Here is a 26,989-nt window from a genome sequence, read left to right as displayed (position 1 = left end):
CAGAACAGAAGAGGGCAGCAGTGGGCGTTCAGCCGGAGACAGAGACCGGAACAGCAACAACAGTATCGGCGGAGCCTGAAGAGGGCACCTACAGTTTCGCCGCCATGGAGGCCAAATGGCCCCAGGTGTGGGAAGACCTCAAGGTCTTCACCCCGGTGGACGACGGGTCGCGGGAGCGCCGCTACGTGCTTGACATGTTCCCGTACCCGTCCGGCGACCTGCACATGGGCCACGCCGAGGCGTTTGCCATGGGTGACGTGGTAGCCCGCTACCTGCGGCAGAAGGGCTTCGACGTCCTGCATCCCATCGGCTGGGACTCCTTTGGCCTGCCTGCGGAGAACGCCGCCATCAAGCGCAACGCCCACCCCAGCGAGTGGACGTACACCAACATCGACACCCAGGCCGCGTCCTTCAAGCGCTACGCCATCTCCGCCGACTGGTCGCGCCGCCTGCACACTTCCGATCCCGAGTACTACCGCTGGACGCAGTGGCTGTTCAAGCGCTTCTACGAGCGTGGCCTGGCATACCGGAAGAACTCCCCGGTCAACTGGTGCCCCAAGGACCAGACCGTCCTGGCCAACGAGCAGGTGGTCAACGGCGCCTGCGAGCGCTGCGGCACCACCGTCACCAAGAAGTCCCTGAACCAGTGGTACTTCAAGATCACCGACTACGCGGACCGCCTGCTGGATGACATGGACGAGCTCCGCGGCCACTGGCCCGAACGCGTCCTGGCCATGCAGAAGAACTGGATCGGCCGGTCCGAGGGTGCGCACGTGAACTTCGTGATCGAGGCCGACGGCGGCAGGCCCGCCAAGGACGTCACGGTCTTCACCACCCGCCCGGACACCCTGTACGGGGCAACTTTCTTTGTGGTCGCCGCGGACGCGCCGCTCGCCGTCGAACTTGTCACGGACGAACACGCCGCGGCCCTGGACGAATACCGCGAACGGGTCAAGGCGCTCTCGGAAATCGAGCGCCAGTCCACGGAGCGCGAGAAGACCGGTGTCTTCACCGGCCGCTACGCCATCAACCCGCTGAACGGGGAGAAGCTGCCCGTGTGGGCAGCCGACTATGTCCTGGCGGATTACGGAACCGGCGCCATCATGGCCGTGCCGGCCCACGACCAGCGCGACCTGGACTTTGCCAAGGCCTTCGACCTGCCGGTCCGCGCGGTCCTGGACACCGGCGAGGAGGACCCGGCCGTAACCGGCACCGCCACGGCGGGGGAGGGGACGCTGATCAATTCCGGCGAGTTGGACGGCCTGCCCAAGGGTGAGGCCATCCCCGCCGCCATTGCCATGCTCGAGCAGCAGGGGACCGGCGAGAAGTTCGTGAACTTCCGGCTCCGGGACTGGCTGCTGAGCCGCCAGCGGTTCTGGGGCACACCCATCCCCATCATCCACTGCCCGTCCTGCGGCGAAGTTCCCGTCCCGGATGAGCAGCTGCCGGTTACCCTGCCCGCGGACCTCCGCGGTGAGGACCTGGCACCCAAGGGCACCTCCCCGCTGGCAGCAGCGGAGTCCTGGGTCAACGTGGAATGCCCCACCTGCAACGGGCCGGCCAAGCGGGACACCGACACCATGGACACGTTCGTTGACTCGTCGTGGTACTTCCTGCGCTTCGTTTCGCCGCACTACACCGATGGTCCCTTCGATCCGCAGAAGATCAATGACTGGATGCCGGTGGGCCAGTACGTGGGCGGCGTGGAGCACGCCATCCTCCACCTGCTGTACGCCCGTTTCTTCACCAAGGTCATCCACGACCTCGGCATGATCGATGCCGACGAACCCTTCAGTGCACTGCTGAACCAGGGCCAGGTCCTCAACGGAGGCAAGGCCATGAGCAAATCCCTGGGCAACGGCGTTGACCTCGGTGAACAGCTGGACAAGTTCGGCGTGGACGCTGTCCGCCTGACCATGGTGTTCGCCTCCCCGCCCGAGGACGACGTGGACTGGGCCGACGTGTCGCCGTCGGGCTCAGCCAAGTTCCTGGCCCGGGCCTGGCGCCTGGCGAAGGACGTGGACAGTGCCCCCGGTGCGGACACGGCCGGCGGCGACCGCGCGCTGCGGTCGGTCACCCACCGCACCATTGCCGATGCCGCCGAACTGCTGGACGCCAACAAGTTTAACGTGGTGGTGGCCAAGCTCATGGAGCTGGTCAACGCCACCCGCAAGGCGATTGACTCCGGTGCGGGTGCCGCGGACCCGGCAGTCCGGGAAGCCGCGGAAGCGGTGGCCGTGATCCTCAGCCTGTTCGCGCCGTACACGGCCGAGGACATGTGGAACCTGCTGGGGCACCCTGCATCGGTTGCCAACGCGGGCTGGCCCGCCCACGATCCCGCCCTCCTGGTCCAGGACACGGTGACCGCCGTCGTCCAGGTGCAGGGCAAGGTCCGTGACCGGCTGGAAGTGTCCCCGGACGTCTCGGAGGACCAGCTGCGCGAGCTGGCCCTGGCGTCGGAGAACGTCCAGCGGGCCATGGACGGCCGGGGCATCCGGACCGTGATCGTCCGTGCCCCTAAGCTGGTGAACATCGTTCCGGCCTAGTTGCTGTACCCGCAGTAATTTACCGGCCGTCGGAAGCTTTCCGGCGGCCGGTGCCGTTTGAGCCGGACGCAGATCCCAGGAGGCACCTTGCCCGACAGTAATGCCGCAGCCTGGCCGTGGGTCCGTGCTCGGCTGTCGGGCCTGCGTCCGGCCGTCCGGCCCAGGTCCAGGCGGCCCGGCGCAGGCGCTGTGGTGCGCACCGCCGTCGTCACCGACTCAGCCGCTGCCCTTCCGGCGGCCTATGTCCGCGGACTTCCCCTGGACGGGATCCTGACCGTGACTCCGATGCCCGTCATGGTTGGCGCCGAAATCTACGGCGAGGGCGAAGACGACATCCTCGAGACCATTGCCGTGGCGCTGGCTGCCGGGACTTCGGTCAAGACGTCACGGCCTTCGCCGGGACAGTTCGAGCAGGCCTACCGGGCCGCTGAACTCCGGGGCTTCGATGGAATCGTCTCGATCCACATCTCGGGCGAACTCTCCGGCACAGCTGACGCGGCGCGGCTGGCCGCCGGCAGGGTGGGGATTCCCGTGGATGTCGTGGACACGCGCACCGTTGGCATGGCGCAGGGAATGGCGGTGCAGGCGGCAGTGGAAGCAGCGTCAGCCGGCGGCGACCGGTCCGCGGTGGCCGCTGCGGCGGCGGCGCAGGCAGCACGTACCAAGGTCTTCTTCTACGTGCCCACCCTTGAGCAGTTGCGCCGCGGCGGACGGATCGGGGCGGCGGCCTCGCTCCTGGGCACCATGCTCGCCATCAAGCCGATCCTGGCGGTCGACGGCGGCAGGATCGTTCCGCTGGAAAAGGTGCGCTCGGGTGCCAGGGCCGTGGCCAGGCTCGAGGAAATCGTCGTGGCGGAGGCGGAGGCGCATCCCGGAGAGTCCGTTGTCCTGGCCGTCCACCACTTCGGTAATCCCGAGGAAGCGGAGAGCCTGGCGGTGCGGCTGGAGGCGGCCCTTCCACAGTGCCCTCCGGCGCAGATCAGTTCGCTTCCTGCCGTCCTGGCAGCGCACGCAGGCCTGGGGGTCCTTGCGGTGATCGTCGGCAGGTCTGCCACGGTTCACGGCGGTCCGCGCCCCAGCTGAGCGGGTTCTCCGGGCGGGCCGCTGCCGCACCAACTGCAGAGTCCTTGGCCTCTGGCGGCTGTTCGCGGGATTCCGTAGCGTCGCCCCATCAGCGACGTTCCAGTCCGGGACGGCAGTCAGAGGCTGGAGGAACTCATGCGTGCTCCCGGAGCCCGCGCTCCCTGGACACTGCCAGTGGTCTTGGCCGCAGTGGTATTTGGCCTGGCCGGATGCGCACAAGGCGGCAGCCCGTCGTCCCCCAGCCAGTCCAAACCAGCAGGATCAGGAAACCCGGCCTGCGACCTGATCACTCCTGCCATCGCTGCCAAGGTCGATCCCGGGCTGGTCCAAATGGGACAAAACGGAAAGCCGGCGGGAAGTCCGGCCTATCTGTGCAGCTATATGAGCAAGTACCAGCAGGTCCTCACGCTCTCGGTGGCGCTCATTTCGCCCGCATCGGCCGCTGAAATCGCCGAAACGAAAAAAGCACCCGACTGCTCCGTCGTGGATGGCATCGGAGACTTCGCCTGCCTGCAGTGGACGGGGTGGTTCCGCGGCGAGCCCGCCGGGGCATCTGCAAATACCGTACTCAAGGCCGTCAAGGGCAACGAATCCCTTACCCTCAACATCGTGGCATTGCCGCCGATCGCAGCAGGTACCCCCGTGCCGGATGGCAACGCTTCCGCGCACGCCCTCGCCCAGGCAGCCATCGACGGCGGGTGGGGGAACGGGAGCGCGCTGCGTGTTCCCGCCGCGCCGCCCGCAGGCCAACAGACAACATCCAACAACCCGGTCTGTGCCCTGGTCAGCCCGGACGCAGTCAAGAACGCATTCGGTGCCACCACCCAGGCGCAGATACTCCCCGGTGAGGGCAGCTGCCGCTATCTGTTTGGAACGCCGAGTACGCCTGGGCCGGATTCGCTCATGTTCTCCATCGAGCTCCATGAGGGCGGTGCTTCGCTTCTTTCCGGTGTTGCGCCGCCGGACGGCCAAATAATCCAAGGCGTCGGCGATAGCGCCATCCTCGTTGTCCGGTCCGAACCCGGCGGCCCGAAGGCCCTCAGGCCGGAAAGCAATGCCCCGGTCACCTACATGTCGTTGATGGTGGCCCGTGGCCCGAACATGGCCTTCTTCACCGCGCAGATCCTGATTTCCCCCGATGGGCCCAACGAAGCACAGACGCAGGAACAATTCATCACCCTCGTCAAGGGGATCGATTTCTGAACCGGCAAGTCCCACGCGCTGATAATGCATACCTTTCCACATAGCGGCCTTGGCCGGTGCGGCGTGCCGCTGGAGATTCCTAGGGTGGAACCATGTCACGCCGGGACGCTGGAGCAGCACGTCAGCAGGCAAGGCATGCGAGGGACCGGTTGCATGCGGCACTTGGAGAGGCCGCGCCCGGGCTCCTGGAGGATGGAGACGGCCCCGGTGGTTTCGAGTACCGCGGGGCCGCCGACGCAGCCGGAGCCGGGAGCGTTACCCAGGGCAGCACGGGCGAAGTGCCGCCGCTCCGGTGGCGGATGGGACTGCGGGTTGCCCTGTTGCTGGGTGCCTTGGCCATGGCGGCCGGAGTTTGGTTTTGGTGGCAGGCAGGTTTGGCATCCCCGGAAGTCCTTCCACTCAGCGGCGCCAGTTCCGCTGGCAGAACCGCGGTGCCGGCTGGCGCTGACCCCGGCAGCACGCCACCAGCGGATCCTGCCGGCGGGCTTGTGGTGGTGCATGTTGCAGGTTCCGTGGCCACGCCCGGCGTCATCAGGCTCCAGCAGGGCAGCCGGGTTAATGACGCCATTGCTGCCGCAGGTGGGGCGGCCCCGGACGCCGACGTGAACCGGCTCAACCTTGCCCTGGTGCTGGCGGACGGGCAGAAGATCTATGTGCCGCGGAGCGGCGAGCTAGTGCCGGCCGAACCGGACGCGGCAGGTGCGGAAGATCCTGGTACAGGCGCCACCGGTGCTGCCGGCGGGCAACCCGGGGCACACGGCGGAAAGGTCAACCTCAACACAGCCGACGCTGCGGAGCTGGACACGTTGCCTAAAGTCGGGCCGGTGCTCGCCCAGCGGATCGTGGACTGGCGAAAGGACCATGGACCTTTCAAGAGCGTCGAAGAACTGGATGCGGTGGACGGCGTCGGGCCGAAGATGCTTGAAGCCCTGTTGCCCCTGGTGACGGTCTAGGGCGTTCCATGGCTGCGACTACAGGCAGGACGGAAGGGACCGGCCAGACGAGGCGGGGCGGGTCCACCCGCGGAGAAGGAGCCGGGAGTCCTTGGCGCCGGTTCGTCGAATCCGCCGTTCAAGGCACCGGGCCGGAACAGGAGGGCAGGACCCCCACAGGTACCGTGCAGGCTGCCAAACCAAAGTACCGTTCCGGGGGAGTGCTGCCCCCACCAACCCGGGCACGCCTGAAATCACGGCGCCTGCCCGGACGGCGCCCCCACGTACTGCTAAGGCTCCTGGCAAACGGCACGGCCCGCGTCCGCAAGCAGATGGCGGACCGCAGTGGGGCCGAGGCGGAAAAGGAAGCCGGTTCCGGGCAACCCCTCCGTCGTATCGACCTCCGGCTCGCACTCCCTGCGGCCTTGGTGTGGGCAGCGTCGCTGGCAGGGCTCTGGCTCCCGCCCGTCGGGCTCGCCACGATGTGCTGCACCCTGGCTGCGGTCGGTGGCCTCGTGCTTGCCCGGGTGGCCACGGGCGGCCGGGCGGGGCGGAACTCCAACATCGCCGGTCGTACCGGAAACCCCACGCCCCGGTCGCGGGTTCGGAGCTTCCCGGCCGCTGCGGGCGTCGCCCTGCTGCTGGCCGGCACGGCCGCAGCCCACTCTGCAACACCGTCCAGCCAACGGTTCACCGGACCACTTGCCGAGGCGGTCGCAGCCGGCAAGTCCGCCGTCGCCGTCGTCGAGGTAGCAGGAAGTCCCCGCGCAGTGGCGGGTCCCGGCGGGTCGGACGGACGTTGGTCAGTGCCGGTATGGACACAGGAAGTGACCACGGGAGGGATCCTGGTGCGGACCCGTGCCCGGCTGGTGGTGATGGGCGGGCAGGGATGGGGCGGCGTGGTGCCGGGCCAGACGCTGCGTGCAGCGGGCAAGCTGCGGCCGGCGGACCCCGGAGGGCCCGAAGCGGGAAACCTGGCAGCGTCCACCGCGCCCGGCCCCGCGGTGGGCGGGTCACTGCTGGAAGGGTCTGCCAGGGAACTCCGGCAGCGTTTCGTTGCCGCCGCAGCCTTCCTGCCGCCCGACGCCCGAGGACTCCTTCCGGGCATGGTTACCGGGGACACCAGCGCGCTGGACGAGGGATTGAACAACGCCATGAAAGCCGTAGGCATGACCCACCTGACCGCTGTCAGCGGGGCAAACTGCAGCCTGGTGCTGGGGGCGCTGCTGCTCCTGTGCCGGCGGCTCCGGCTGCCGCGGGCACCGGCTGCGGCCGCTGCCCTTGCGGGCCTGGCCCTTTTCGTCGTCCTGGTAGGGCCCGATGCAAGTGTCCTGCGGGCAGCGCTGATGGGGGCCATCGGGGTGGCCTCCCTGGCCGGTGGACGCCCGGGACGTGGCCTCAGTCTTCTTTGCCTCGCCGTGATGGGGCTCCTGCTGGCCGACCCGGCGCTGGGCTCAAGCATCGGGTTCCTGCTCTCGGTGCTGGCCACGCTCGGAATCATCATCCTGGGCCGGCGGATCATCGGCTGGATTCCCGCGGCAGTCCCACGGTGGGCAGCCGCGGCAGTATCGGTTCCCTTATCCGCCCAGTTGCTGTGCGGACCCGTCATCGTGCTCCTGCAGCCCCAGTTTTCGACCTATTCGCTGGCAGCAAATGTGGCCGCGTCGCCCATGGTGGCTCCGGTCACCCTGTTAGGAACAGCCGCGGTGCCCCTGGTGGCGGTGCTGCCGTGGGCCGCCACGGCGTTGATAGCCGTTGCCGGGACCTTCAGTGCCGGGGTTGCCGCCACGGCCAGGCTCGGCGCCCAGCTGCCGGGCTCGGCGCTGCCGTGGCCGGAAGGGGTGCCTGGCATGCTGTCCATGGTGTTGCTGTCGGTCCTGTCGCTGGCTGCCGTCTGGGTGGCGGCCCGGCCACGCACGGTTGTCCGGCGGATCCGCAAGGTGCACGCCGCAACCGTTGTTTTGCTGGTCGGCGTTGAGCGGCGGCTGCACGCGCCCCGGGACCCGGGCAGCTTGGACCGGGGGCACAGACGTGGCAGGCTTGGTTATTGCAATAAAACCTCCGGAAGGAACATTCGATGGCCGCTGCGCAAAAGCGAGCACCCCGCTCCCCGGCATCGAACACAGCCTCCTGGCGGGACGTAACCCCGGCACGGATCGTCCTGGTGAGCGGGCCGGAAGAGTATCTGGGCATCAGGGCCATGGACAGGATCCGCTCGCAGGTCAGGGCGGCAGCGCCGGACGTGGAAGTCAGCCGCATCAATGCGGCCGGTTATGAGGCCGGGAGCCTTACCATGCAGGTGAGCCCGTCGCTGTTCGGCGAGAGCAAGCTGATCGAGGTTGAAGCCGTGGAAGGCATGAATGACGCCTTCCTCGCCGACGCCCTCCAGTATCTTCAGCACCCGGAAGAGGACGCTGTCGTCGTTCTTCGCCATGCCGGCGGTGTCCGCGGGAAGAAACTCCTTGACGCCGTCAGGAAAGCCGGCTGGCCGGTCGTTGAGTGCCAGCCGCTGAAGAAGGACGCGGACAAAGTCCAGTTCGTTTCCGCGGAGTTCAAGGCAGCCGGACGCCGCATCAACCAGGACGCCGTGCAGGCGCTGGTGAACGCCGTCGGGGCAGACCTGTCAGAACTCGCTGCCGCGTGCGCCCAGCTGATCGCCGACGCCGGCAGTACGGTCACCACCGACACCGTGGACAAGTATTACGGCGGCCGGGTCGAAGCGACGGCGTTCAAGGTAGCGGACGCCGCCATGGCAGGGAATGCACCCGTTGCCCTCTCCACGCTGCGCCACGCGCTGGCCACCGGCGCCGATCCCGTTCCGCTGGTGGCCGCCCTCGCGTCGAAGTTGCGGACGGTTGCGCGGGTGGCTGGTGCGTCCGGCTCGTCTGCGCAGATAGCGGCGGAACTGGGCATGCAGCCCTGGCTGGTGGAGCAGGCGCAGCGGGACGTCCGGCGCTGGACCCCCGAGGGCCTGGTGCGGTCCATCCAGGCCACCGCAGAGGCGGACGCGCAGGTCAAAGGCTTGTCCCGCGACCCCGTCTACGCCGTGGAGCACGCCGTCACAGTCATTGCCATGTCCGTCCAGGGAAGATAGCGCCCCACACCCGTTACAGGCGTGGCGTCGCGGCGGCGTCCGACGGCGTGCTGCCGCAGCCAGGGGGCCAGCTTAAAGGCGTGTGGCCGGTACCCGCGGGTACCGGCCACACCATCAGTTCGTGGGAACTGGAAACCTTAGAGTGCGTTGACCTTCTTGGAGATCGCCGACTTGCGGTTCGCTGCGTTGTTCTTGTGCAGAACACCCTTGCTGACAGCCTTGTCCAGCTTACGGCTGGCAGAAACGAGCGCAGTAGTAGCAGCTTCCTTGTCAGCGGACTCAACAGCAGTGTTGACGGCGCGGATGGCCGTCTTCAGCTCAGACTTGACTGCGTTGTTGCGCAGGCGGGCCTTCTCGTTGGTCAGGATGCGCTTCTTCTGGGACTTGATATTCGCCACGTGTGAACTCTCTTTGTAATGCGGAAATGGTCTAGAGGGCTTTCAGGCTGGCCTTGACTGAGCGGCGTGGGGATACCTATGGCGGCCAACCATCAGTGACCGTCGACCTGCACGGACACACAGCAATAAAGACTAGCAGGTCAGCGGCGGCTCTGGCCATTTTGGGGCGGTCACTCCCAGCCGTGTCGCCGCCGGAGTCCGGCTGCCACCTCTTCAAAGCGTGCCTTGTCCAGTACCGCACCCTCGCGCCGGATGGATTCCGCGCGGATCTGCAGGATACGGTCCAGCCGTACTTCGCTGGGCCTGCCCTGCTTATCCCAGCCGCCGGCGCCCAGATCCACATACTCCGCGGACGACGAACCGGTGGGAACCCGGTCCTTGCTGGTCAGCATCAGCCCCAAAAGGAACGGGCCGTTGTGGCCCACCAGCAGCACCGGCCTGTCCTTCCCCTTCCCGTGATCCTCTTCGTACGGGACCCAGGCCCACACCACCTCGCCCGGATCAGGGTCTCCGTCCGGTTGGGGCGCGTAGCGGACGGAGACCCGGCCGCGGTAATCACCGGGATAGGCGGCAGCCTCGACGGGGCCGCCGCCGCCGGCGGACGCGGGGGTGCGGCCGCCGGGGCCATGTTCCGGACCCGTCGGCTGGGTCTTGGGCCGGTTCTGCAGCATGCGCAGGCCGCGGCGGACGGCGTTTCCCAGGGAACGCAGATTCATTGCCATCCGGACAGCCTATCGGCGGAGTCGCGGTACCGGGGGGCCGTGGGCGGGCCGCCAGGATGCGGAGGCCGGGTCCGGGACGTGGGACACTGGAAGTTAAAGATGTGCGGCTGGACCGCGGGCGCCTTTCGGTGTGCCTGGCGGAGGGCTGCAGAAAAGCCAACAGTAAGGACCCTGCGTGTCTCCCATGGCCCGCACCGCACCGGTGCCCGCCGCGACAGATCCGGCAATTATTCGGAACTTTTGCATCATCGCGCATATTGACCACGGCAAGTCCACCCTCGCTGACCGCATGCTGCAGTCAACCGGGGTGGTCCAGGCGCGCGACATGAAGGCCCAGTACCTGGACCGGATGGACATTGAACGCGAACGCGGCATCACCATCAAGTCCCAGGCCGTCCGCATGCCGTGGGAGGTGGACGGCGTCAGTTATGCGCTGAACATGATCGACACCCCCGGTCACGTGGACTTCACCTATGAGGTGTCCAGGTCGCTGGCCGCGTGCGAAGGCGCGATTCTGTTGGTCGATGCGGCCCAGGGCATCGAAGCCCAGACGCTGGCGAACCTGTACCTGGCCATGGAGAACAATCTCGCCATCATCCCGGTCCTGAACAAGATCGACCTGCCGGCGGCGCAGCCTGAAAAGTACGCAGCGGAACTGGCCAGCCTAATCGGAGGCGACCCGGAGGATGTGCTGCGGGTGTCCGGCAAAACCGGCGTTGGCGTGGAGGCGCTCCTGGACAAGATCGTCCGCGACCTGCCGGCGCCGAAGGGCGATCCGGACGCGCCGGCCCGGGCCATGATTTTCGACTCGGTCTACGACACCTACCGGGGCGTGGTGACGTACGTGCGCGTGGTGGACGGCATGCTCCACCCCCGTGAACGCATCCAGATGATGTCCACCCGGGCCTCGCACGAGCTCCTCGAAATCGGCGTCAGCTCCCCGGAACCCACACCCTCCAAGGGCCTCGGCGTGGGCGAAGTGGGCTACCTGATCACCGGCGTAAAGGACGTCCGGCAGTCCAAGGTGGGCGACACCGTCACCAACCTTGCCAAGCCGGCGGCCGAGTCCCTGCCCGGCTACGCCGACGCCAAACCCATGGTGTTCTCGGGCCTGTATCCGCTGGACGGCGCCGACTACCCGGTGCTGCGCGACGCCCTCGAAAAGCTCATGCTCAACGATGCAGCACTGGTCTACGAACCGGAGACCTCGGCCGCACTGGGATTCGGCTTCCGAGTCGGCTTCCTCGGCCTGCTGCACCTTGAGATCACCCGCGAACGCCTGGAGCGGGAATACAACCTCGACCTGATCTCCACGGCACCGAACGTGGAATACGAGGTGACTTTGGAGGACAAGAAGGTGGTCCGGGTGACCAACCCCAGCGAGTACCCCACGGGCAAAATCGCCGAGGTCCGCGAACCGATGGTTTCGGCCACCATCCTGGCCCCCAACGAATTCGTCGGGGCCATCATGGAACTGTGCCAGTCCCGCCGCGGCGTCATGGGCGGCATGGACTACCTCTCCGAGGACCGGGTGGAAATCCGGTACCGCCTGCCGCTGGCGGAAATCGTGTTCGACTTCTTCGACATCCTTAAGTCCAAGACCCGTGGCTACGGCTCCCTGGACTGGAAGGCCGACGGCGAGCAGGTCGCCGACCTCGTGAAGGTGGACATCATGCTCCAGGGCGAACAGGTGGACGCCTTCAGCGCCATCACCCACCGCGACAAGGCCTACGCCTACGGCGTGATGATGACCGGCAAGCTCCGCGAACTCATCCCGCGTCAGCAGTTCGAGGTGCCGATCCAGGCGGCCATTGGCTCCAGGATCATTGCCCGCGAAAGCATCCGGGCCATCCGCAAGGACGTGCTGGCCAAATGCTACGGCGGTGACATCTCCCGAAAGCGCAAGCTGCTGGAGAAGCAAAAAGAGGGCAAGAAGCGCATGAAGATGGTGGGCACGGTGGAGGTTCCGCAGGAAGCGTTCATCGCCGCCCTCACCACCGACGAATCGAAGGACAAGGCCAAGAAGAAGTGACCACCGCGCAGCAGGGGACCCGCTGATGCCCAGCGTACTTCCCCTCGGCGACCCGGCGCCGTCGGACGGTCTGCTGCCTGCCCAGGCTGCGGACGATGCGGCGGGCCGGGCCTTTGGCCTGTACGTCCACATTCCGTTCTGCGCGGTGCGCTGCGGGTACTGCGATTTCAACACCTACACCGCTACGGAACTGGGCGGCGGCGCGTCGCAGGATGCCTACGCGCAAACCGCAGTGTCGGAAGTGTCCTTGGCCGCCCAGGTGATGAGTCGTTCGGGGCTGCCGGAACGCAAGCTCAGCACTGTCTTTTTCGGGGGCGGTACACCCACCCTGCTTCCGGCCGATGACCTCGCCCTGATCCTTCGCGCCGCCATTGACCGGTGGGGCATCGAGGACGGCGCCGAGGTCACCACGGAAGCCAACCCCGATTCGGTCACCCCCGAATCCCTCGCCATCCTCAAGGAGGCGGGTTTCACGAGGGTCTCCTTCGGCATGCAGTCCGCAGTCCCGCACGTGCTGAAGGTCCTGGACCGCACCCATACGCCCAGCAGGGTTCCGCAGGTGGTGCAGTGGGCGCGGGAGGCCGGGCTGGATGTCAGCCTGGACCTGATATACGGGACGCCGGGGGAGTCGCTTGCCGACTGGCGCCACTCCCTGGAGACTGCCCTCTCCTACCAGCCGGACCACATCAGCGCCTACGCGCTGATTGTGGAGGACGGCACCAAGCTGGCCGCGCAGATGCGCCGCGGCGAGGTGCCGGGAATTGACGACGACGACCACGCCGACAAGTACGAACTCGCCGACCAGCTCATCACCGATGCAGGGCTCGGCTGGTATGAGGTCAGCAACTGGGCGCGGAGTCCGGAGCACGCGTGCCGCCACAACCTGGCCTACTGGCGTGGCGACGATTGGTGGGGCATCGGCCCCGGCGCGCACTCGCACGTGGGCGGGGTGCGCTGGTGGAACGTGAAGCACCCGTCCGCGTATGCCAACCGCCTGTCCCAGGGGCATTCGCCTGCGGCGGGCCGGGAAACCCTTGACGCCGAAACCAGGAACATGGAGCGGGTGATGCTGGAAGCGCGCCTGCAGTCAGGCCTTGAGGTTTCGGCCCTCAGCGCCGGAGGAAGGCACCAGGTTGCAGGGCTCATTGCTGACGGCCTGGTGGAGCCGGCCGCCGCTTTCCAGGGCCGCCTTGTCCTTACGCTGAAGGGCAGGCTCCTGGCGGACGCCGTGGTCCGCCGCGTCCTTCCGGACTGACGGCCGCCGGCGCGTCCAAGGGGAGGGCCCGCTCCGCTACTTGATCCAGCGCAGGTTGTACTGGTAGCGGTGCGGCTGGCCCTTGTTGACGTGGATCCCTGCGGCCACGGAGAAGCAGGTCAGCGCGACCCAAATCAGGGTTGCGATCACGGCGAAGATGTTGCCCACGTAGGGAATGAACACCAGGATGTTGGCCAGGACGGCGGCGATGGTGGGGGGCAGGCTGAAGTTCAGTGCCTCTTTGGATTCCTGCGCGGTGAACGGCCCGCGGTGGCGGAAGATCAGGTAGATCAGCAGCGAGGGCACGCAGCCAAGGATCCCGCCGAAATGTGCCAGCGTGGCCCATTGGCGGTCCTCGCTGGCCGTGAGCGGCAGGGCATTGGCGGGGACGCCATGGTACTCGGAGCGGCCTTGGCCGTCCCTGTGATCACGTGCGTTTTCTGCCACAGTCTGTTCCTTCGGAGATGCAAGTGGTGCTGACGTCAAATACGGGTGCGGTGTGCAATACCCCTGGGAGAGCCGGCATTGCACTATCAAGAATACTGGCTCCGGGGGCAGTGTCCGCCCTTCAGGGCACGGTGAGGAAGTCGATGACTTCCTCAACCCGCCCCAGCAGCGATGCTTCCAGGTCGGCGTATGTGCGGACGGCACCCAGCAGTTTCTGCCATCCGAGGCCGATGTCTTCCTTGGTGGCGTGCGGCCAGCCGAAGGCTTTCAGGATCCCGGTCTTCCAGTCCTGTCCACGGGGCACGGCAGGCCACTTGTCGATGCCCAGCACCGCCGGCCGGATAGCCTGCCAGACATCAACGTAGGGGTGTCCCACGATCAGGACATTCCCGGCCGCGCCGGGGGAGGCCATAACGGCGTCGGCGATGCGGGACTCCTTCGAATCCGGAACGAGGTGGTCCACGAGGACGCCGAGCCGCCGGCCGGGACCGGGGTTGAAGCCGGCAACCGCAGCGGCGAGATCGTCGATGCCGTGCAGGGGTTCGACGACGATGCCCTCTACCCGAAGGTCGTCGCCCCAGACCTTTTCCACCAGTTCGGCGTCGTGCTTGCCCTCCACCCAGATACGGCTTGCCTTGGCCACCTGGGCCCGCTGGCCGGCGACCCGGACAGAACCGGAGGCCGTCCTGCCGGCGACCGGACCGCCGGCAGCCGGACGTGGTGCCGGGGGCACGAGCCTGATGGGCCGGCCCTCCAGGAGGAAACCGAAACCCAGCTTGAAGGACCGGGACTTCCCGCGCCGGTCCTCCAGGGCAACCACGTGCATCCCTCCGGATTTTTCCACCCGCGTCACGGCACCCACCCAGCCTGACTGCACATCCTCCAGCACCATGCCCCGCTCCACCGGCACCTCGGGCAATTCCGCTTTGGCCGGGGCGGATATGCCGCGGGGCCCCCAGTTTTGGTAATCCATGGATTCGATCCGCCTAGCGCTAGGTCCTCCGCACCGGAATTTCGCCCGGAGCGGTACCAATGCTAACAACGGGCCAAGGCATAATAGACTGTTAGCACTTAGGCATGTCGAGTGCTAACAAGGTGGCATCTGGCGGGGCATGGGCCCCGCACCGTGGATGGAGGTGGAGAGTGAGCGAGCCACGCAAACTGGAAGTGCTGCGGGCCATCGTGGAGGATTACGTCCACTCCCGCGAGCCGGTCGGGTCGAAGGCCCTGGTTGAGCGGCACCATCTTGGGGTTTCCAGCGCAACTATCCGGAACGATATGGCGGCCCTTGAGGACGAGGGATTAATCACGGCCCCCCACACCAGTGCAGGGCGGATTCCCACGGACAAGGGCTACCGCCTTTTCGTTGACCAGATCTCGGCGGTCAAGCCGCTCTCTGCAGCCGAACGCCGGGCCATCCAGTCCCTGCTTGAAGGCGCAGACGATCTCGACGACGTCCTGGACCGTACTGTCCGGCTGCTTTCCCAGCTGACCAACCAGGTGGCTGTGGTCCAGTATCCGCACCTCAGCAAGGCACTGGTGCGCCACATCGAATTCGTGCTGCTTGCCCCCCGCAAGGTGTTGGTGGTGCTCATTGCCAACAGCGGCAAGGTGGAGCAGCGGGTCATCGACGTCGGCCAGGACCTGGGCGACGACGCCGTGGCAGCACTCCGCACGCGTTTCCTCGCCGCACTGTCCGGGACGCCGCTGAGCCGGCTTGCCACGGCCCTTCCCTCCGTCGTGGCGGGCACAGCGCAGGCACACCGCCAGGCTGCGCACGCCCTGGCACTTGGCCTCGAGGGTCTGGCGCAAAACACCAGGGAGGACCGGATGGTCATGGCCGGGACAGCAAACCTGGCCCGGTCCAACGTGGACTTCCCCCTCAGCATCGGCCCCGTACTCGAGGCCCTTGAGGAGCAGGTGGTGATGCTGCGGTTGCTGAGCGAGATGGCACAGGACCACCGCGGCGTTGCCGTCAGCATCGGAAGGGAGAACCCCTACGACGGCCTGGCCGAGGCCTCGGTAGTGGCCACCGGCTACGGCCCCGACAGCGTCGCCAAGGTAGGGATCCTGGGCCCGACCAGGATGGACTACCCCACCACCATGGCCGCCGTCCGGGCAGTGGCCCGCTACCTTTCCAGGATTTTGGGGCCCTGACCCGCGCGGCCGGAGCATTCTCCGGCCGGGAACAAAGAGCCGGGCGCCCGACTGAACGCAGTACAACAAGGAAGAGATACGAACTTTGAGCAGCCACTATGACGTCCTTGGAGTCTCACCCGAAGCTACGGGCGAAGAGATCAAAAAGGCCTACCGCAAACTGGCCCGTACCCTCCACCCGGACGTAAACCCCGGTGAGGATGCCTCGGAACGCTTCAAGGCAGTAACTCACGCCTACGAGGTCCTTTCCGACCCCCAGAAGCGCCGGATCTACGACACCACGGGCAACGAGAACGGCACGGACAACGGCTTCGGCGGAGCCGGTTACGCGGGCCAGGGCTTCGCATTCCAGGACATCTTCGACACCTTCTTCGGCGCCGGGGGCAGCTCCGGCCCGGCTTCCCGCGTCCGCCGCGGCCAGGACGCCCTCATCAGCGTCCGGATCGACCTTCGCGACGCCGTGTTCGGCGTGAACAAGAAGCTCGAAGTGGACACCGCCGTCGTCTGCCCCACCTGTGAGGGATCCTGCTGCCGGCCCGGCACGCACCCCGAGCGCTGCGACATCTGCGGCGGCAGCGGCCAGGTCCAGCGGGCCGTCCGCTCCATTCTTGGCCAGGTCATGACGGCGGCCCCCTGCGGCACCTGCGAAGGGTTCGGCACCGTCATCAAGGACCCCTGCAACGAATGCAGCGGCCAGGGCCGAATCCGCAGCCGGCGTTCGCTGACCATCAAGGTACCCGCCGGCGTGGCCACCGGAACCAGGATCCAGCTCTCCGGGCAGGGCGAGGCGGGACCTGCCGGCGGCCCCGCCGGCGACCTGTACGTGGAAATCCGTGTCAACAATGACGCCACCTATGTGAGGGAAGGCGATGACCTTCACGCCACCCTGCACATCCCGATGACTGCCGCCGCCCTGGGCACCGACGTCAACCTGGAAACCTTCGACGGCACCCAGGACATCGACGTCAAGCCCGGAACCCAGTCCGGCGAGATCATCACCCTGCGCGGCCTGGGTGTCACCCACCTGCGCGGCTACGGCCGCGGGGACCTGAAGGTCCACCTCCAGGTGGACACGCCGGCCAAGCTCGACCCGGCGCAGGAGGACCTCCTCCGGCAGCTCGCCAAGCTTCGCGGGGAACAGATCACCGAGGGAAAGCTCGCCGCCAGCGGTGGCATGTTCGCCAAGCTTCGGGACCGGTTCGGTAACCTGTAGCGGTGAGCAATCCCGTCTTCTTCACACCCGCCGGCTCGCTGGCCGGAATGGTCCCTGGCGGCCATTTTGTCCTGGACGGTTCCGAGGCACGCCACGCCGTGACGGTCAAACGGCTGTCGCCGGGAGAGTCGGTGGACATCGTCGACGGCGCCGGCACCCGCATGACCGGAAAAATCGTCGCAGCTGCCCCTTCCGGTCTCGAAGTGGAGTGCGGCGCCGTGGCCACGGATGAAAGGCCGGACGTCCGGCTGGTACTGGTCCAGGCGCTGGCCAAGGGTGACCGCGACGAGCTGGCAATCGAGACGGCCACCGAACTGGGGATCGACGCCGTCGTACCGTGGCAGTCCGAACGGTCGATCGTCCGTTGGAAGGGCGACAGGGCCGCCCGCGCCCATGCGAAGTGGGAATCTGCCGTGGCGGCGGCCGCGAAACAGGCGCGCCGGGCCTGGATTCCCGAAGTCCGGGCTGCGGTTGAAACGGCAGGGCTCTCCGCTGCCGTGGAGGCCGCTGACCTGGCGGTCATCCTCCACGAAGACGCTGTGCGCCCGATGCGTGCTGTCCTTCAGGAGTGGCAGGGGAGTGCCCCGGCCGGGATCCGGGAAGTCCTGTTGATTGTCGGTCCGGAGGGTGGCATCAGCCCGCGGGAAGTAACGAAACTTTGCGACAAAGGCGCCGTGACTGCCCTGTTGGGGCACCACGTCCTGCGGTCCTCCACAGCCGGTCCGGCCGCCGTCGTGCTGGCAAGCGACATCCTTGGCCGGTGGGCCGCTACCTGACCTTGAAGGACCTCGTGTCCTCATTGCGGTCCGGCTCCCCGCCGGAACCTGCCTGGGCCACCCGGAGCTCGTAGTCGCCCGGTGGCAGGTTGAGCGCCAGCGTGAAAACTCCCGCCTGCCCCTGGGCGGCGGCCGCCGTGGTCTCTCCGGTCAGGAAGGGCGTTTTGCTGCCGCCGTCCCCGGACTGCAGGATTTGCCAGTGCAGCTTTGCCCCCGGCGACGTGCTGCGGCCGGTGATCTTTACGCTGCCGCTGGGCACCTCGGTGTTTTCCTGGGGATCGATGATCCAGACCGGCGCCACCAGGCCGGCGGCCCGGGTCATCAGTGCGCCCAGCTGGACTTTTCCGAACGCCACGTAGTCCGTGTGGCCGTCCACCAGGATCCGCACCCGGATCTGCTGCCCGGTGTCGATCAGGCCCGAGCTCGCGGCGGCTGCGGTGGCCGTGTAGATCAGCTGCTGGATGGCCCGGGCCGCCATATCAGCGTCGAGGTTGCTGTTGAACGCATCAGCGGAGACGTCAACGGTGATGATGTCCTTGCCCGAAATGGACGTAGCCAGTTTGTCCGGATTCTGCCACGGCGTGAAGAAATCAGGGTCAAGCGGTTTCTCTGACATCATGGCGCGCAGGGCCCGTGTCACCGGGTTTTCCTGCTCCGGGACGTCCCGGAACTCGCGGTAGAGGAAGACGTTCCCGCCCGTGCGGCCGATCCAGTAGACAGGCGCCTTGTTAGAGGACTGGGTGGTTTCCAGCGGGGCGCTGGTGGAGGGTGCGTCCGGCATGGTGCCGCCGGTGGCCGGGACCGAGGCGACGGTCCCCGTAGGGGCTGGTCCGCCTTCGGCAGTGCAGGCAGCGAGCACCGGAACGAGCACCAGGATTCCCGCGAGGACGGCCGGGCGCAGGCGGCCCAGGGGTCGTCCTGCCCTTTCGGGCACAGAGGTTTCCGGCACTGTCCTGCCCTTGTCCTTTCATGGCGTGGCGGGCCGATCCCCCTGGCGGCCTGGCGTTCCAGCAGATGCTGCTGGATTTCCAGCATTGCACAGGGGAGGGCCGCCCCAACCGCACTTTTGCCTCCCCGGCCGCAACTGCAACGGGAACGATATGAGGCCGATATGAAGTTGATACCAAACGCTGCTTTTCGTTGCCGGCGGACGGCCCTTCAGGGTGGCGGAGGTGCAGGTCACTGGCCCGCAAAGTATCCGGCCGGGGCGTGTGCTGGCGTAAGATAAAGGGATCGCTGGCAGGGTGCTCCGTGCAACGGGCACCGGCTGCAGCAAACAACTGATGTCGATCTTCGAGGGGACCACGGGCCTGCGGGCCAGCACCATGACTGAATCAGCAAATGGTAAGCGCCGGCTCAACACGGGCGATGGCAGTCCGGGGGAATTCCCGCACTCCCTTCCCGGCATCCGGACCGAAGTAGTCCTCTTCGAGAACTCAGACCAGATGGTTCAGTCGCTCGGCAGCCATGACGAGGCGCTGCGGTTCATCGAGGAGCAGTTCCCGGACGTCAACTTCCATGCCCGCGGCAACGAACTGTCCATCAGCGGACCGGTCAGCGACGTTCCCCGCATCATGCGGCTCCTCCAGGAGGTCCGTGGCCTTGTGGCCCGCGGCACCGTCATCACCCCCGCGGTGCTGCAGCAGCTGGTGGCGCTCCTGCGCACGCAGTCACTGCAGAATCCCGTGGACGTGCTGACCCACGACATCCTCTCCAGCCGCGGCCGGACCATCCGGCCCAAGACGCTCAACCAGAAGACCTACGTTGACGCCATTGACGCCAACACGGTGATCTTCGGCATCGGTCCGGCCGGTACCGGCAAGACCTACCTGGCCATGGCGAAAGCCGTCCAGGCACTGCAGCAGAAGGAAGTCAGCCGGATTATCCTGACGCGCCCCGCGGTGGAGGCTGGCGAGCGGCTCGGGTTCCTGCCCGGTACGCTCAGCGACAAGATCGACCCCTACCTGCGCCCCCTTTACGACGCCCTGCACGACATGATGGACCCGGAATCCATTCCACGGCTCATGGCTGCCGGCACCATCGAAGTGGCACCCCTCGCCTACATGCGGGGACGTACCCTCAACGACGCCTTCATCATCCTCGACGAGGCCCAGAACACCACGCCGGAACAGATGAAAATGTTCCTCACCCGGCTAGGGTTCGGGTCCAAGATGGTGGTCACCGGAGACGTGACCCAGGTGGACCTTCCCTTTGGGACGCGTTCCGGGCTGCGGATCGTCGAAGAAATCCTCCAAGGCATCGAGGGCGTGAACTTCTCCGTCCTGGACGCCGCCGACGTCGTCAGGCACAGGCTCGTTGGCGACATCGTCAACGCGTACAGCATCTGGGACGAAGCCCAGCGGAACCGGGTCAAGCATTCAGCAAGCCGCGAAAAACGGGGGGAACACGCGTGAGCATCGAGGTCAACAACGAGTCCGGCATCCAAGTGGATGAATCCGCGCTTGTGGCCCTGTCGCGGTACATCTTCGAACAGCTCTACATCCATCCGCAGGCCGAACTTTCCATCCTCCTTGTGGATGAGCCGGCCATGGAGAAGCTGCACATCGAACTGATGGACGAACCGGGCGCCACCGATGTGCTCTCCGTTCCCATGGACGAATTGACCCCCGGAACACCGGGCCGGCCCACGCCCCAGGGCATGCTGGGCGACATCGCCATCTGCCCGCAGGTCGCGAAGGTCCAGGCCAGGAATGCCGGGCACGCGCTGCAGGACGAAATGCTGCTGCTGACCACGCACGGCATCCTTCACCTGCTGGGCTACGACCATGCCGAGCCGGAAGAGAAGGCGGAGATGTTCGGGCTCCAGCGGGAACTCCTGTCCGGCTTCACCGGCAAAGAAGCCCCTGCCGAGACCACCCAGTGACACAACTGCTGCTGGTTGCGGTGGCACTGGTTTTCCTTGCCGTCGCGGCCCTGCTGACCGCGGCCGAGGCTGCCTTCAGCTTCCTTCCCCGGCACGACGCCGAAGAGGCACTGCACAGGAGCCGCGGCACCGCGATGCGCCGCATCCTGGCTGAACCCGTCGCCCACACCCGGGCGCTTCGCTTCTGGCGCGTCTGGTTCGAGATGGCCTCCGCGGTGGCCGTCGCCGTCCTGATCGCAAGCCTGCTCGACAACGTCTGGCTCGCGGGACTGGTGGCCACCGGCATCATGGCCCTCCTGGGGTTCGTGATCGTCGGGGTCTCACCACGGCAGCTCGGCAGGCTGCACTCCTCCGCGGTGGTCCGCTTCACCGCCCCAATGGTCCGCTTCCTCACCAGCGTGCTGGGCCCCATCCCGGGCTGGCTGGTGGCCTTGGGAAGTTCGGCAGCCCCGGGCGCCCCCGGCGGCGACGACGCGTTCTTCAGCGAGCAGGAGTTCCGGGAACTCGTTGACCGCGCCAGCGAGTCGGACATGATCGAGGACACCGAGGCCGAAATGATCCAGTCGGTCTTCGACTTCGGCGACACCCTGGTGCGGGCCGTCATGGTTCCCAGGACGGACATCGTCAGCATCGACGCCGGCTCCACCCTTCACCAGGCGATGTCGCTGTTCCTGCGCTCGGGATATTCGCGGATCCCGGTCATCAACGAGAACACGGACCACATCCTGGGCATCGTCTACCTCAAGGACGTGGCCGCAGTCATCCACCAGATGGGCGCTGGCCAGGAGCCGCCCCTGGTGGAGTCGCTGGCCCGCGAGGTTCGCTATGTGCCCGAGTCGAAGCCGGTCAGCGACCTCCTGCGCGAACTGCAGAAAGAGTCCACGCATGTGGCCATCGTGATCGACGAGTACGGTGGCACCGCCGGGCTGGTGACCCTCGAGGACCTCATCGAGGAGATCGTGGGCGAGATCGTGGACGAATACGATACCGAGAGCGCTGAAGCCGTGGCGCTGGGTGACGGCTCCTACCGGGTCAGCGCCCGCATGGGCATCGACGACCTCGGCGAGCTTTTCGACCTCGAGATTGACGACGACGAGGTGGACACAGTGGGCGGCCTCCTCGCGAAGGCGCTCGGCCGGGTCCCCATCGTGGGCAGCAGCGTTGACGTGCAGGGCGTCTCGCTGCGGGCGGACCGGCTGGAGGGCCGGCGGAACCGGGTCAGCCATATCATTGCGGCGCCCGTACCAAGAGTAGAGACTGACCTTGAAGGCCTCCTGGAAGAGGCCGAAGCAACCCAGCAGGGAGTTCCACGTGAGCAAGAAAAATAAGGCTGCCGAACAGGACGACTTCGGCGGTTTCCGCGCTGGGTTTTCCGTCCTGGTTGGCAGGCCCAACGCGGGCAAGTCCACCCTGACCAACGCATTGGTGGGGAAGAAGGTGGCCATCACCTCCGCCAAGCCGCAGACTACCCGGCACACCATCCGGGGCATCGTGCACCGTGATGACGCCCAGCTGATCCTGGTGGACACGCCCGGGCTGCACCGTCCCCGCACCCTCCTCGGCAAGCGCCTCAACGACCTGGTGGCCGACACCCTCGCCGAAGTGGACGCCATCGGCTTCTGCCTGCCGGCCAACGAAAAGATCGGGCCCGGCGACAAGTTCATCGCCGCCCAGCTTGCAGCCGTGGGCCGCAAGCCCGTGATCGCCATCGTCACCAAGGCCGACCTCGTGGACAAGCAGGCGCTGACGGAACAGCTGCTCGCCGTGGCCGCCCTCGGCCGCGAGGTGATGGGCGAGGACGGCTGGAAGGACATCGTTCCCGTCTCCGCCGCCGACGGTTTCCAGGTGGGAACAGTGGCCGATGTGCTCATCAGCCACATGCCGCCGTCGCCCCCGCTGTACCCGGATGGGGAACTGACCGACGAACCCGAAGCTGTCATGGTGGCGGAACTGATCCGCGAGGCAGCCCTGGAGGGGGTCCGGGACGAGCTTCCACACTCCCTCGCCGTCGTAGTGGAGGAAATCGTTCCCCGGGAGGACCGGCCGGAAGACAACCCGCTGCTGGATGTGCGCGTGAACCTCTACGTTGAACGCCCCTCGCAGAAGGCCATCATCATCGGCAAGGGGGGCGCCCGCCTGCGGGAAGTGGGTACCAACGCGCGCAAAGGCATCGAAGCCCTCCTTGGCACCCGCATCTACCTTGACCTTCATGTCAAGGTGGCAAAAGACTGGCAGCGCGACCCGAAACAGCTGGTCAAACTCGGTTTCTGACCCGCATTCGGGCCGTTCGCGGGCGCGTGCCAGGCAAGTTCACCGGACTGGACCACTAAAATGGACCGGATTTCGTTTTTAGAGGAAGGTTCACCACGTGGGTCGAGGCCGCGACAATCGCGACAACGAGGCTGACCTGTCAGCCGGACCGGGACCGGTATCCCGTCACGCGGACAGCCACACCGTGGGCGCCGCACGGCACCTCGGTCCCCTGCGGAGCATGCCCCTGTGGCTGAAAGCCGTCACGGGGGTGGTGGCGCTGGTCCTGGTGGCAGCTGCTGCGTTCGCAGGATTTTGGTTCTTCCGGCTCCAGAACAACATCTCCAAGGCGCCGTTGAACGCGGGCGGGGAGACCACCGAGTCCCCGGGGAACGACGCCACGGGACGGTTGCAGATCCTGATCCTTGGCTCGGACACGCGCGACGGCAAGAACTCGGAGTATGGGTCTGCCGATGATTCCACGGGTTACGGCAAGTCCGACGTGATGATGCTGATGGACATCTCCGAGGACAACAAGCGCGTCAACGTCATCAGCTTTCCGCGTGACCTGCTGGTGGACATCCCGGACTGCAAGGATACGAAGACCAAGAAGGACTACCCGGCCCGCACCGGAGTCATGATCAATGAGGCCATGAGCGAAGCCGGCATCGGCTGCGCCGTGGACACGGTCAACAAGCTCACGGGCATGCAGGTGGACCACTTCATGATGGCGGACTTCAACGCCGTGAAGGAGCTGTCCAATGCCGTCGGCGGCGTGGACGTCTGCATCAGCGACGCCGTGTACGATCCTGATTCCAGGCTGCGGTTGCCGGCCGGAACGTCGTCCGTGCAGGGCGAGCAGGCACTTGCGTTCCTCCGCACCCGCCATGCCTTTGCCGACGGCGGTGACCTGGGCCGCATCAAGGCGCAGCAGGGATTCCTCTCCTCGCTGACGCGGAAGATCAAGGATGAAGGCACCCTGTCGGACCCCGCGAAGATGCTGAAGATCGCCGACGTCGTAACCCAGAACCTGACGGTGGATGACGGGCTCGCGTCTGTTCCCACACTGCTGACCATCGGGAACCGGCTCAAGAACATCGACATCAGCAAGGTGGCGTTCGTGGCAGTGCCCACGACGCCGGCGCCCGTGGACCCGAACAGGCTGGTCATTGCCGAACCCGCAGGGGCCCAGCTGTTTTCGGCACTGCGGAAAAACGTGGACCTGACCGACCCCGCCGCGCCCACCACGCCGTCACCTACCGAGTCGGCGTCGCCGTCGGCAACACCCACGGAGACAACTCCGCCGGCGCCGCCGTACAACAAGGCCATCCAGCCCGTTACAGTCGCCAATGGAAGCGGCGTCAACGGCCGCGCCCAGGAGCTGGTCCAGGCGCTGGTGGCCGGCGGCTTCACCCAAACCGGCCAGTTCCTCGCCCAGCCGGTTGCCAAGTCGGCGGTCTACTACGGCAATGGCTTCGCCGACGTGGCCGCCGATGTGGCCGCCCTGCTGGGAATCCCTGCCACGCTCATGATTCCCGCCCCGGGCGTGTCCGGCGTTCAGGTGTATGTCGGCAGCGACTTCACCACCGGCACGGCCTACGGGGCGGCAGGCGGCGGAACTGCCGCTGCCTTGCCCCAGGACATCGTCAACCAGACCGCGGGCGACAAGGTCTGCCAGCAGGCCAATCCCGAGCTGATCGTCAGGTAGCAACAGCCGTTCCTGCGGCGCGCAAACGCCAGTTGAAAGAAAATGGGCCCCGCCGGAAACGGCGGGGCCCATTTTCCTGCGCTCCGGTTACCAGATGCTGACCCGCTCGGCGGCCGGCCTCCACATTCCATCGTCCTCGGTGACATCGAATGCCTCGTGGAACGAATCCAGGTTCTTCGCGATGGCGTTGGTCCTGAACTCGTTCGGTGAGTGGGGATCGGTCGCAAGCCGGCGGATGGCCTCCTCCTGCCGGATGACCTGGCGCCAGCCCGCTGCCCAGGACGCGAAGAAACGCTGCTGACCGGTCAGGCCGTCAAGGACCTCTGGTTCCTTGCCGTCGAGGCTGATCAGGTACGCCTTGTAAGCGATGGTCAGCCCTGCAAGGTCGCCGATGTTCTCGCCCAGGGTCAGCCGGCCGTTGACGTGGTGCCCTGGCGCGGCGGTGGGGGAGAGCGCGTCGTACTGCGCGACCAGCCGCGCCGTCAGCGCGTCAAAAGCCTGCCGGTCCTGGTCGGTCCACCAGTTCCGCAAGGCCCCGCCGCCGTCGAACTGTGAGCCCTGGTCATCAAAACCGTGCCCGATCTCATGGCCGATCACAGCCCCGATGCCGCCGTAGTTGACGGCGTCGTCGGCATCGGCGGTGAAGAACGGCGGCTGCAGGATGGCCGCAGGGAACACGATCTCGTTCATCATCGGGTGGTAGTACGCGTTGACCGTCTGCGGTGTCATCAGCCACTTGTTCCGGTCCACGGGCTTGCCCACCTCATCAAGGTGCCTGTCGACATCCGCGTTGTGGGCGCGTTCCACGTTGCCCAGCAGGTCCTGGGGGTCGATTTCCACGGCCGAATAATCGATCCACTCGTCCGGGTAGCCAATCTTCGCCCTGAACGCCTCCAGTTTGCGCAGGGCTTCGGCTTTGGTGTCTTCGCCCATCCAGCTGACGTCATTGATGCTGCGGCGGTAGGCCTCAATCAGGTTCGCCACCAAAGTCTGCATCCGCGCCTTGTGGGACTCGGGGAAATGGCGTGCCACGTAGATCTGGCCGACAGCCTCACCAAGGCCGGCTTCGACAACCGCGACGCCGCGCTTCCACCGGTCCTTGTTACGGGGCGTGCCGCTGATGGTGGTGCCGTAGAAAGCGAAGTTGGCGTCCACGAACCCTGAGGACAGGTAGGGCGCGGCCGCGCTGACGACGCGCATGGCCAGCCACTCCTGCCACGTGCCTACCGGGACTTCGTCCAGGAGGCCGGCAGCGCCGGCGAAGAAGTCGGGTGTGCTGACCACGATTTCAGCGCGCTTGTCCGCATCGATCCCGGCGGCGTCAAACCAGGTGGCTAGGAGGGGGAAGAGCTCGGCGGCTTCATCCGCTGTCTTCAGGTTGTAGGTCTTCTGCGGATCCCGGAGGGTGACGTTGTCCCAATGATGGGACGCGAGCTTTGTCTCCAGCCCGACCACGCGTGCTGCCGCACCATTCGGGTCCGCAACACCGGCCAGATCGAACATCTTCTCCACGTGTGCCGTGTACGCGGCAACGATCGGTTCGAACTTCGCGTCCCGGTAATAGGACTCATCGGGAAGGCCCAGGCCGCCCTGGCCGGTGTACAGCAGGACCCGGTCGGGGTTGCCCGCATCCGGTGCGGGGTAGATGTAAAACAAGCCGCCCACGTCCTTGCGGAACAGTCGTCCCGCCAGGGCCATGAGGTCCCGCACCGACGCTGTGGCAAAAACTTCCGCGAGTCGCCCGCGGATGGGTTCCATGCCCTTGCCCTCGACGGTGGCTTCGTCCATGAAGCTGTTGTACAGCCCGCCGATCTTCCGCTCGATCCCGGTGGCGTCGCCGCCCTTTGCTGCGGCCTCCTCGATGATGTCCCGGACGGCAATTTCGGACCCGTCCCGCAGGGCGGTGAAGGTGCCCTCCAGGGGACGGTCATCCGGAATTTCGGTGGCCTTCAGCCATGCTCCGTTGACGTGCTGGTAGAGGTCGTCCTGCGGCCGGACTGTGTGATCAATGGTGGATAGATCGATCCCCGAAATGGGCACTGCAACTCCTTTGCTGGGACGCCGCTGCCGGGCGGAACACCGCAGCGCGTCTGCATGCTGGACTTTACGGACGGTAGTGCCCTTTCATCTTACGCACCCGTGTTACCCTCAAAGTGTGCGTGCAGAGCTCCTTCTCCTTAGCTGCCGCGGCGAGGCCACAGACGCTATCTAGCGCACGGCCCACCCTCGCTGCGGAGTTTGTGTTGCCCGGCCACCCTTTCACTGAAGATCGATAGAAAAGGCCACGAA

The 26,989-nt window shown here is 66.5% G+C and carries 22 protein-coding genes; 16 read left to right on the top strand and 6 right to left on the bottom strand.

What is annotated here, in order from left to right; all coding sequences use genetic code 11:
- Nucleotides 1-20: 20 nt before the first annotated feature.
- The 6 genes from leuS to holA all read left to right on the top strand — a co-directional run bounded on the left by leuS (nt 21) and on the right by holA (nt 8,858).
- Nucleotides 21-2,546 carry a leucine--tRNA ligase gene (gene leuS / locus AC1DIP_RS07955; RefSeq protein WP_477733421.1) on the top strand — a complete coding sequence of 842 codons (2,526 nt, stop codon included), beginning with the start codon at nt 21-23 and terminating at the stop codon, nt 2,544-2,546.
- 87 nt (nt 2,547-2,633) lie between these two features.
- Nucleotides 2,634-3,629, top strand: coding sequence for a DegV family protein (locus AC1DIP_RS07950; protein WP_477733420.1), 996 nt, complete (start codon nt 2,634-2,636; stop codon nt 3,627-3,629).
- 135 nt (nt 3,630-3,764) lie between these two features.
- The gene (locus tag AC1DIP_RS07945) at nt 3,765-4,832 is read left to right on the top strand and encodes a hypothetical protein (RefSeq protein ID WP_477733419.1); all 1,068 of its coding nucleotides are present in this window, start codon (nt 3,765-3,767) and stop codon (nt 4,830-4,832) included.
- Between the two features lie 92 nt (nt 4,833-4,924).
- On the top strand, nt 4,925-5,785 hold the full coding sequence (locus tag AC1DIP_RS07940; RefSeq protein ID WP_477733418.1) for a ComEA family DNA-binding protein: 861 nt from the start codon (nt 4,925-4,927) through the stop codon (nt 5,783-5,785).
- A gap of 8 nt (nt 5,786-5,793) precedes the next feature.
- Nucleotides 5,794-7,908 (top strand): ComEC/Rec2 family competence protein, encoded by a 2,115-nt coding sequence (locus AC1DIP_RS07935; protein ID WP_477733417.1) that lies wholly within the window; start codon nt 5,794-5,796, stop codon nt 7,906-7,908.
- A complete protein-coding gene (holA, locus tag AC1DIP_RS07930; RefSeq protein ID WP_477733416.1) occupies nt 7,842-8,858 on the top strand; it encodes a DNA polymerase III subunit delta in 1,017 nt (338 codons plus the stop codon). Before AC1DIP_RS07935 ends, holA begins: the two co-directional genes overlap by 67 nt.
- Nucleotides 8,859-8,995: 137 nt before the next feature.
- Here the strand turns inward: holA and rpsT are convergent, their stop codons facing one another.
- Complete coding sequence (gene rpsT / locus AC1DIP_RS07925; RefSeq protein ID WP_018761400.1) at nt 8,996-9,256, bottom strand: 30S ribosomal protein S20; 261 nt, start codon at nt 9,254-9,256, stop codon at nt 8,996-8,998.
- A gap of 170 nt (nt 9,257-9,426) precedes the next feature.
- Complete coding sequence (locus AC1DIP_RS07920) at nt 9,427-9,978, bottom strand: type II toxin-antitoxin system PemK/MazF family toxin (protein ID WP_477733415.1); 552 nt, start codon at nt 9,976-9,978, stop codon at nt 9,427-9,429.
- A gap of 175 nt (nt 9,979-10,153) precedes the next feature.
- On the opposite strand from AC1DIP_RS07920, the gene lepA reads away from it, so the two are divergent.
- Together lepA and hemW are read left to right on the top strand one after the other, a co-directional pair.
- Nucleotides 10,154-12,010, top strand: coding sequence for a translation elongation factor 4 (lepA, locus tag AC1DIP_RS07915; protein ID WP_043454334.1), 1,857 nt, complete (start codon nt 10,154-10,156; stop codon nt 12,008-12,010).
- Nucleotides 12,011-12,035: 25 nt separating this feature from the next.
- Entirely contained in the window at nt 12,036-13,265 is a 1,230-nt protein-coding gene (gene hemW / locus AC1DIP_RS07910) for a radical SAM family heme chaperone HemW (protein WP_477733414.1), read from the top strand.
- Between the two features lie 36 nt (nt 13,266-13,301).
- On the opposite strand, the gene AC1DIP_RS07905 is transcribed toward hemW, so the two are convergent.
- Entirely contained in the window at nt 13,302-13,712 is a 411-nt protein-coding gene (locus AC1DIP_RS07905) for a DUF4870 domain-containing protein (RefSeq protein ID WP_477733413.1), read from the bottom strand.
- 121 nt (nt 13,713-13,833) lie between these two features.
- A complete protein-coding gene (locus AC1DIP_RS07900) occupies nt 13,834-14,685 on the bottom strand; it encodes a DUF3097 domain-containing protein (RefSeq protein ID WP_477733412.1) in 852 nt (283 codons plus the stop codon).
- A gap of 170 nt (nt 14,686-14,855) precedes the next feature.
- On the opposite strand from AC1DIP_RS07900, the gene hrcA reads away from it, so the two are divergent.
- The 3 genes from hrcA (at nt 14,856) to AC1DIP_RS07885 (ending at nt 17,858) form a co-directional block, all read left to right on the top strand.
- Nucleotides 14,856-15,869, top strand: a complete 1,014-nt coding sequence (gene hrcA / locus AC1DIP_RS07895) for a heat-inducible transcriptional repressor HrcA (RefSeq protein ID WP_477733411.1) — start codon at nt 14,856-14,858, stop codon at nt 15,867-15,869.
- Between the two features lie 85 nt (nt 15,870-15,954).
- Nucleotides 15,955-17,082, top strand: coding sequence for a molecular chaperone DnaJ (gene dnaJ, locus AC1DIP_RS07890; RefSeq protein ID WP_477733410.1), 1,128 nt, complete (start codon nt 15,955-15,957; stop codon nt 17,080-17,082).
- A gap of 2 nt (nt 17,083-17,084) precedes the next feature.
- Nucleotides 17,085-17,858, top strand: a complete 774-nt coding sequence (locus AC1DIP_RS07885; protein WP_477733409.1) for a 16S rRNA (uracil(1498)-N(3))-methyltransferase — start codon at nt 17,085-17,087, stop codon at nt 17,856-17,858.
- Here AC1DIP_RS07885 and AC1DIP_RS07880 read toward each other — a convergent pair.
- Complete coding sequence (locus tag AC1DIP_RS07880) at nt 17,851-18,768, bottom strand: GerMN domain-containing protein (RefSeq protein ID WP_477733529.1); 918 nt, start codon at nt 18,766-18,768, stop codon at nt 17,851-17,853. The genes AC1DIP_RS07885 and AC1DIP_RS07880 overlap by 8 nt on opposite strands.
- Before the next feature lie 415 nt (nt 18,769-19,183).
- On the opposite strand from AC1DIP_RS07880, the gene AC1DIP_RS07875 reads away from it, so the two are divergent.
- From AC1DIP_RS07875 to AC1DIP_RS07855, 5 genes are all read left to right on the top strand, one after another.
- Nucleotides 19,184-20,272: a PhoH family protein gene (locus tag AC1DIP_RS07875; protein ID WP_476211890.1), complete on the top strand. Its 1,089-nt coding sequence runs from the start codon at nt 19,184-19,186 to the stop codon at nt 20,270-20,272.
- Nucleotides 20,269-20,742, top strand: coding sequence for an rRNA maturation RNase YbeY (gene ybeY / locus AC1DIP_RS07870; protein ID WP_476211181.1), 474 nt, complete (start codon nt 20,269-20,271; stop codon nt 20,740-20,742). The genes AC1DIP_RS07875 and ybeY overlap by 4 nt, the downstream gene beginning before the upstream one ends.
- Complete coding sequence (locus AC1DIP_RS07865; RefSeq protein ID WP_477733408.1) at nt 20,739-22,070, top strand: hemolysin family protein; 1,332 nt, start codon at nt 20,739-20,741, stop codon at nt 22,068-22,070. Before ybeY ends, AC1DIP_RS07865 begins: the two co-directional genes overlap by 4 nt.
- A complete protein-coding gene (gene era / locus AC1DIP_RS07860; RefSeq protein WP_476211178.1) occupies nt 22,054-23,013 on the top strand; it encodes a GTPase Era in 960 nt (319 codons plus the stop codon). The genes AC1DIP_RS07865 and era overlap by 17 nt, the downstream gene beginning before the upstream one ends.
- Before the next feature lie 97 nt (nt 23,014-23,110).
- Complete coding sequence (locus AC1DIP_RS07855; protein ID WP_477733407.1) at nt 23,111-24,700, top strand: LCP family protein; 1,590 nt, start codon at nt 23,111-23,113, stop codon at nt 24,698-24,700.
- Between the two features lie 87 nt (nt 24,701-24,787).
- Here the strand turns inward: AC1DIP_RS07855 and AC1DIP_RS07850 are convergent, their stop codons facing one another.
- The gene (locus tag AC1DIP_RS07850; RefSeq protein ID WP_477733406.1) at nt 24,788-26,740 is read right to left on the bottom strand and encodes a M13 family metallopeptidase; all 1,953 of its coding nucleotides are present in this window, start codon (nt 26,738-26,740) and stop codon (nt 24,788-24,790) included.
- Nucleotides 26,741-26,989: the final 249 nt, after the last annotated feature.

Source organism: Pseudarthrobacter sp. 05T312, assembly GCF_056396685.1.
The sequence above is the reverse complement of the archived record's forward strand: the minus strand, read 5'-3'. Positions and strand labels throughout refer to the sequence as shown.

Coding starts and splice junctions, on each gene's coding strand:
- AC1DIP_RS07940 (WP_477733418.1), top strand. CDS start 4,925: ATGTCACGCCGGGACGCTGGAGCAGCACGTCAGCAGGCAAGGCATGCG.
- AC1DIP_RS07900 (WP_477733412.1), bottom strand. CDS start 14,685: ATGGATTACCAAAACTGGGGGCCCCGCGGCATATCCGCCCCGGCCAAA.
- AC1DIP_RS07945 (WP_477733419.1), top strand. CDS start 3,765: ATGCGTGCTCCCGGAGCCCGCGCTCCCTGGACACTGCCAGTGGTCTTG.
- holA (WP_477733416.1), top strand. CDS start 7,842: ATGGCCGCTGCGCAAAAGCGAGCACCCCGCTCCCCGGCATCGAACACA.
- hemW (WP_477733414.1), top strand. CDS start 12,036: ATGCCCAGCGTACTTCCCCTCGGCGACCCGGCGCCGTCGGACGGTCTG.
- AC1DIP_RS07920 (WP_477733415.1), bottom strand. CDS start 9,978: ATGGCAATGAATCTGCGTTCCCTGGGAAACGCCGTCCGCCGCGGCCTG.
- AC1DIP_RS07875 (WP_476211890.1), top strand. CDS start 19,184: ATGACTGAATCAGCAAATGGTAAGCGCCGGCTCAACACGGGCGATGGC.
- AC1DIP_RS07935 (WP_477733417.1), top strand. CDS start 5,794: ATGGCTGCGACTACAGGCAGGACGGAAGGGACCGGCCAGACGAGGCGG.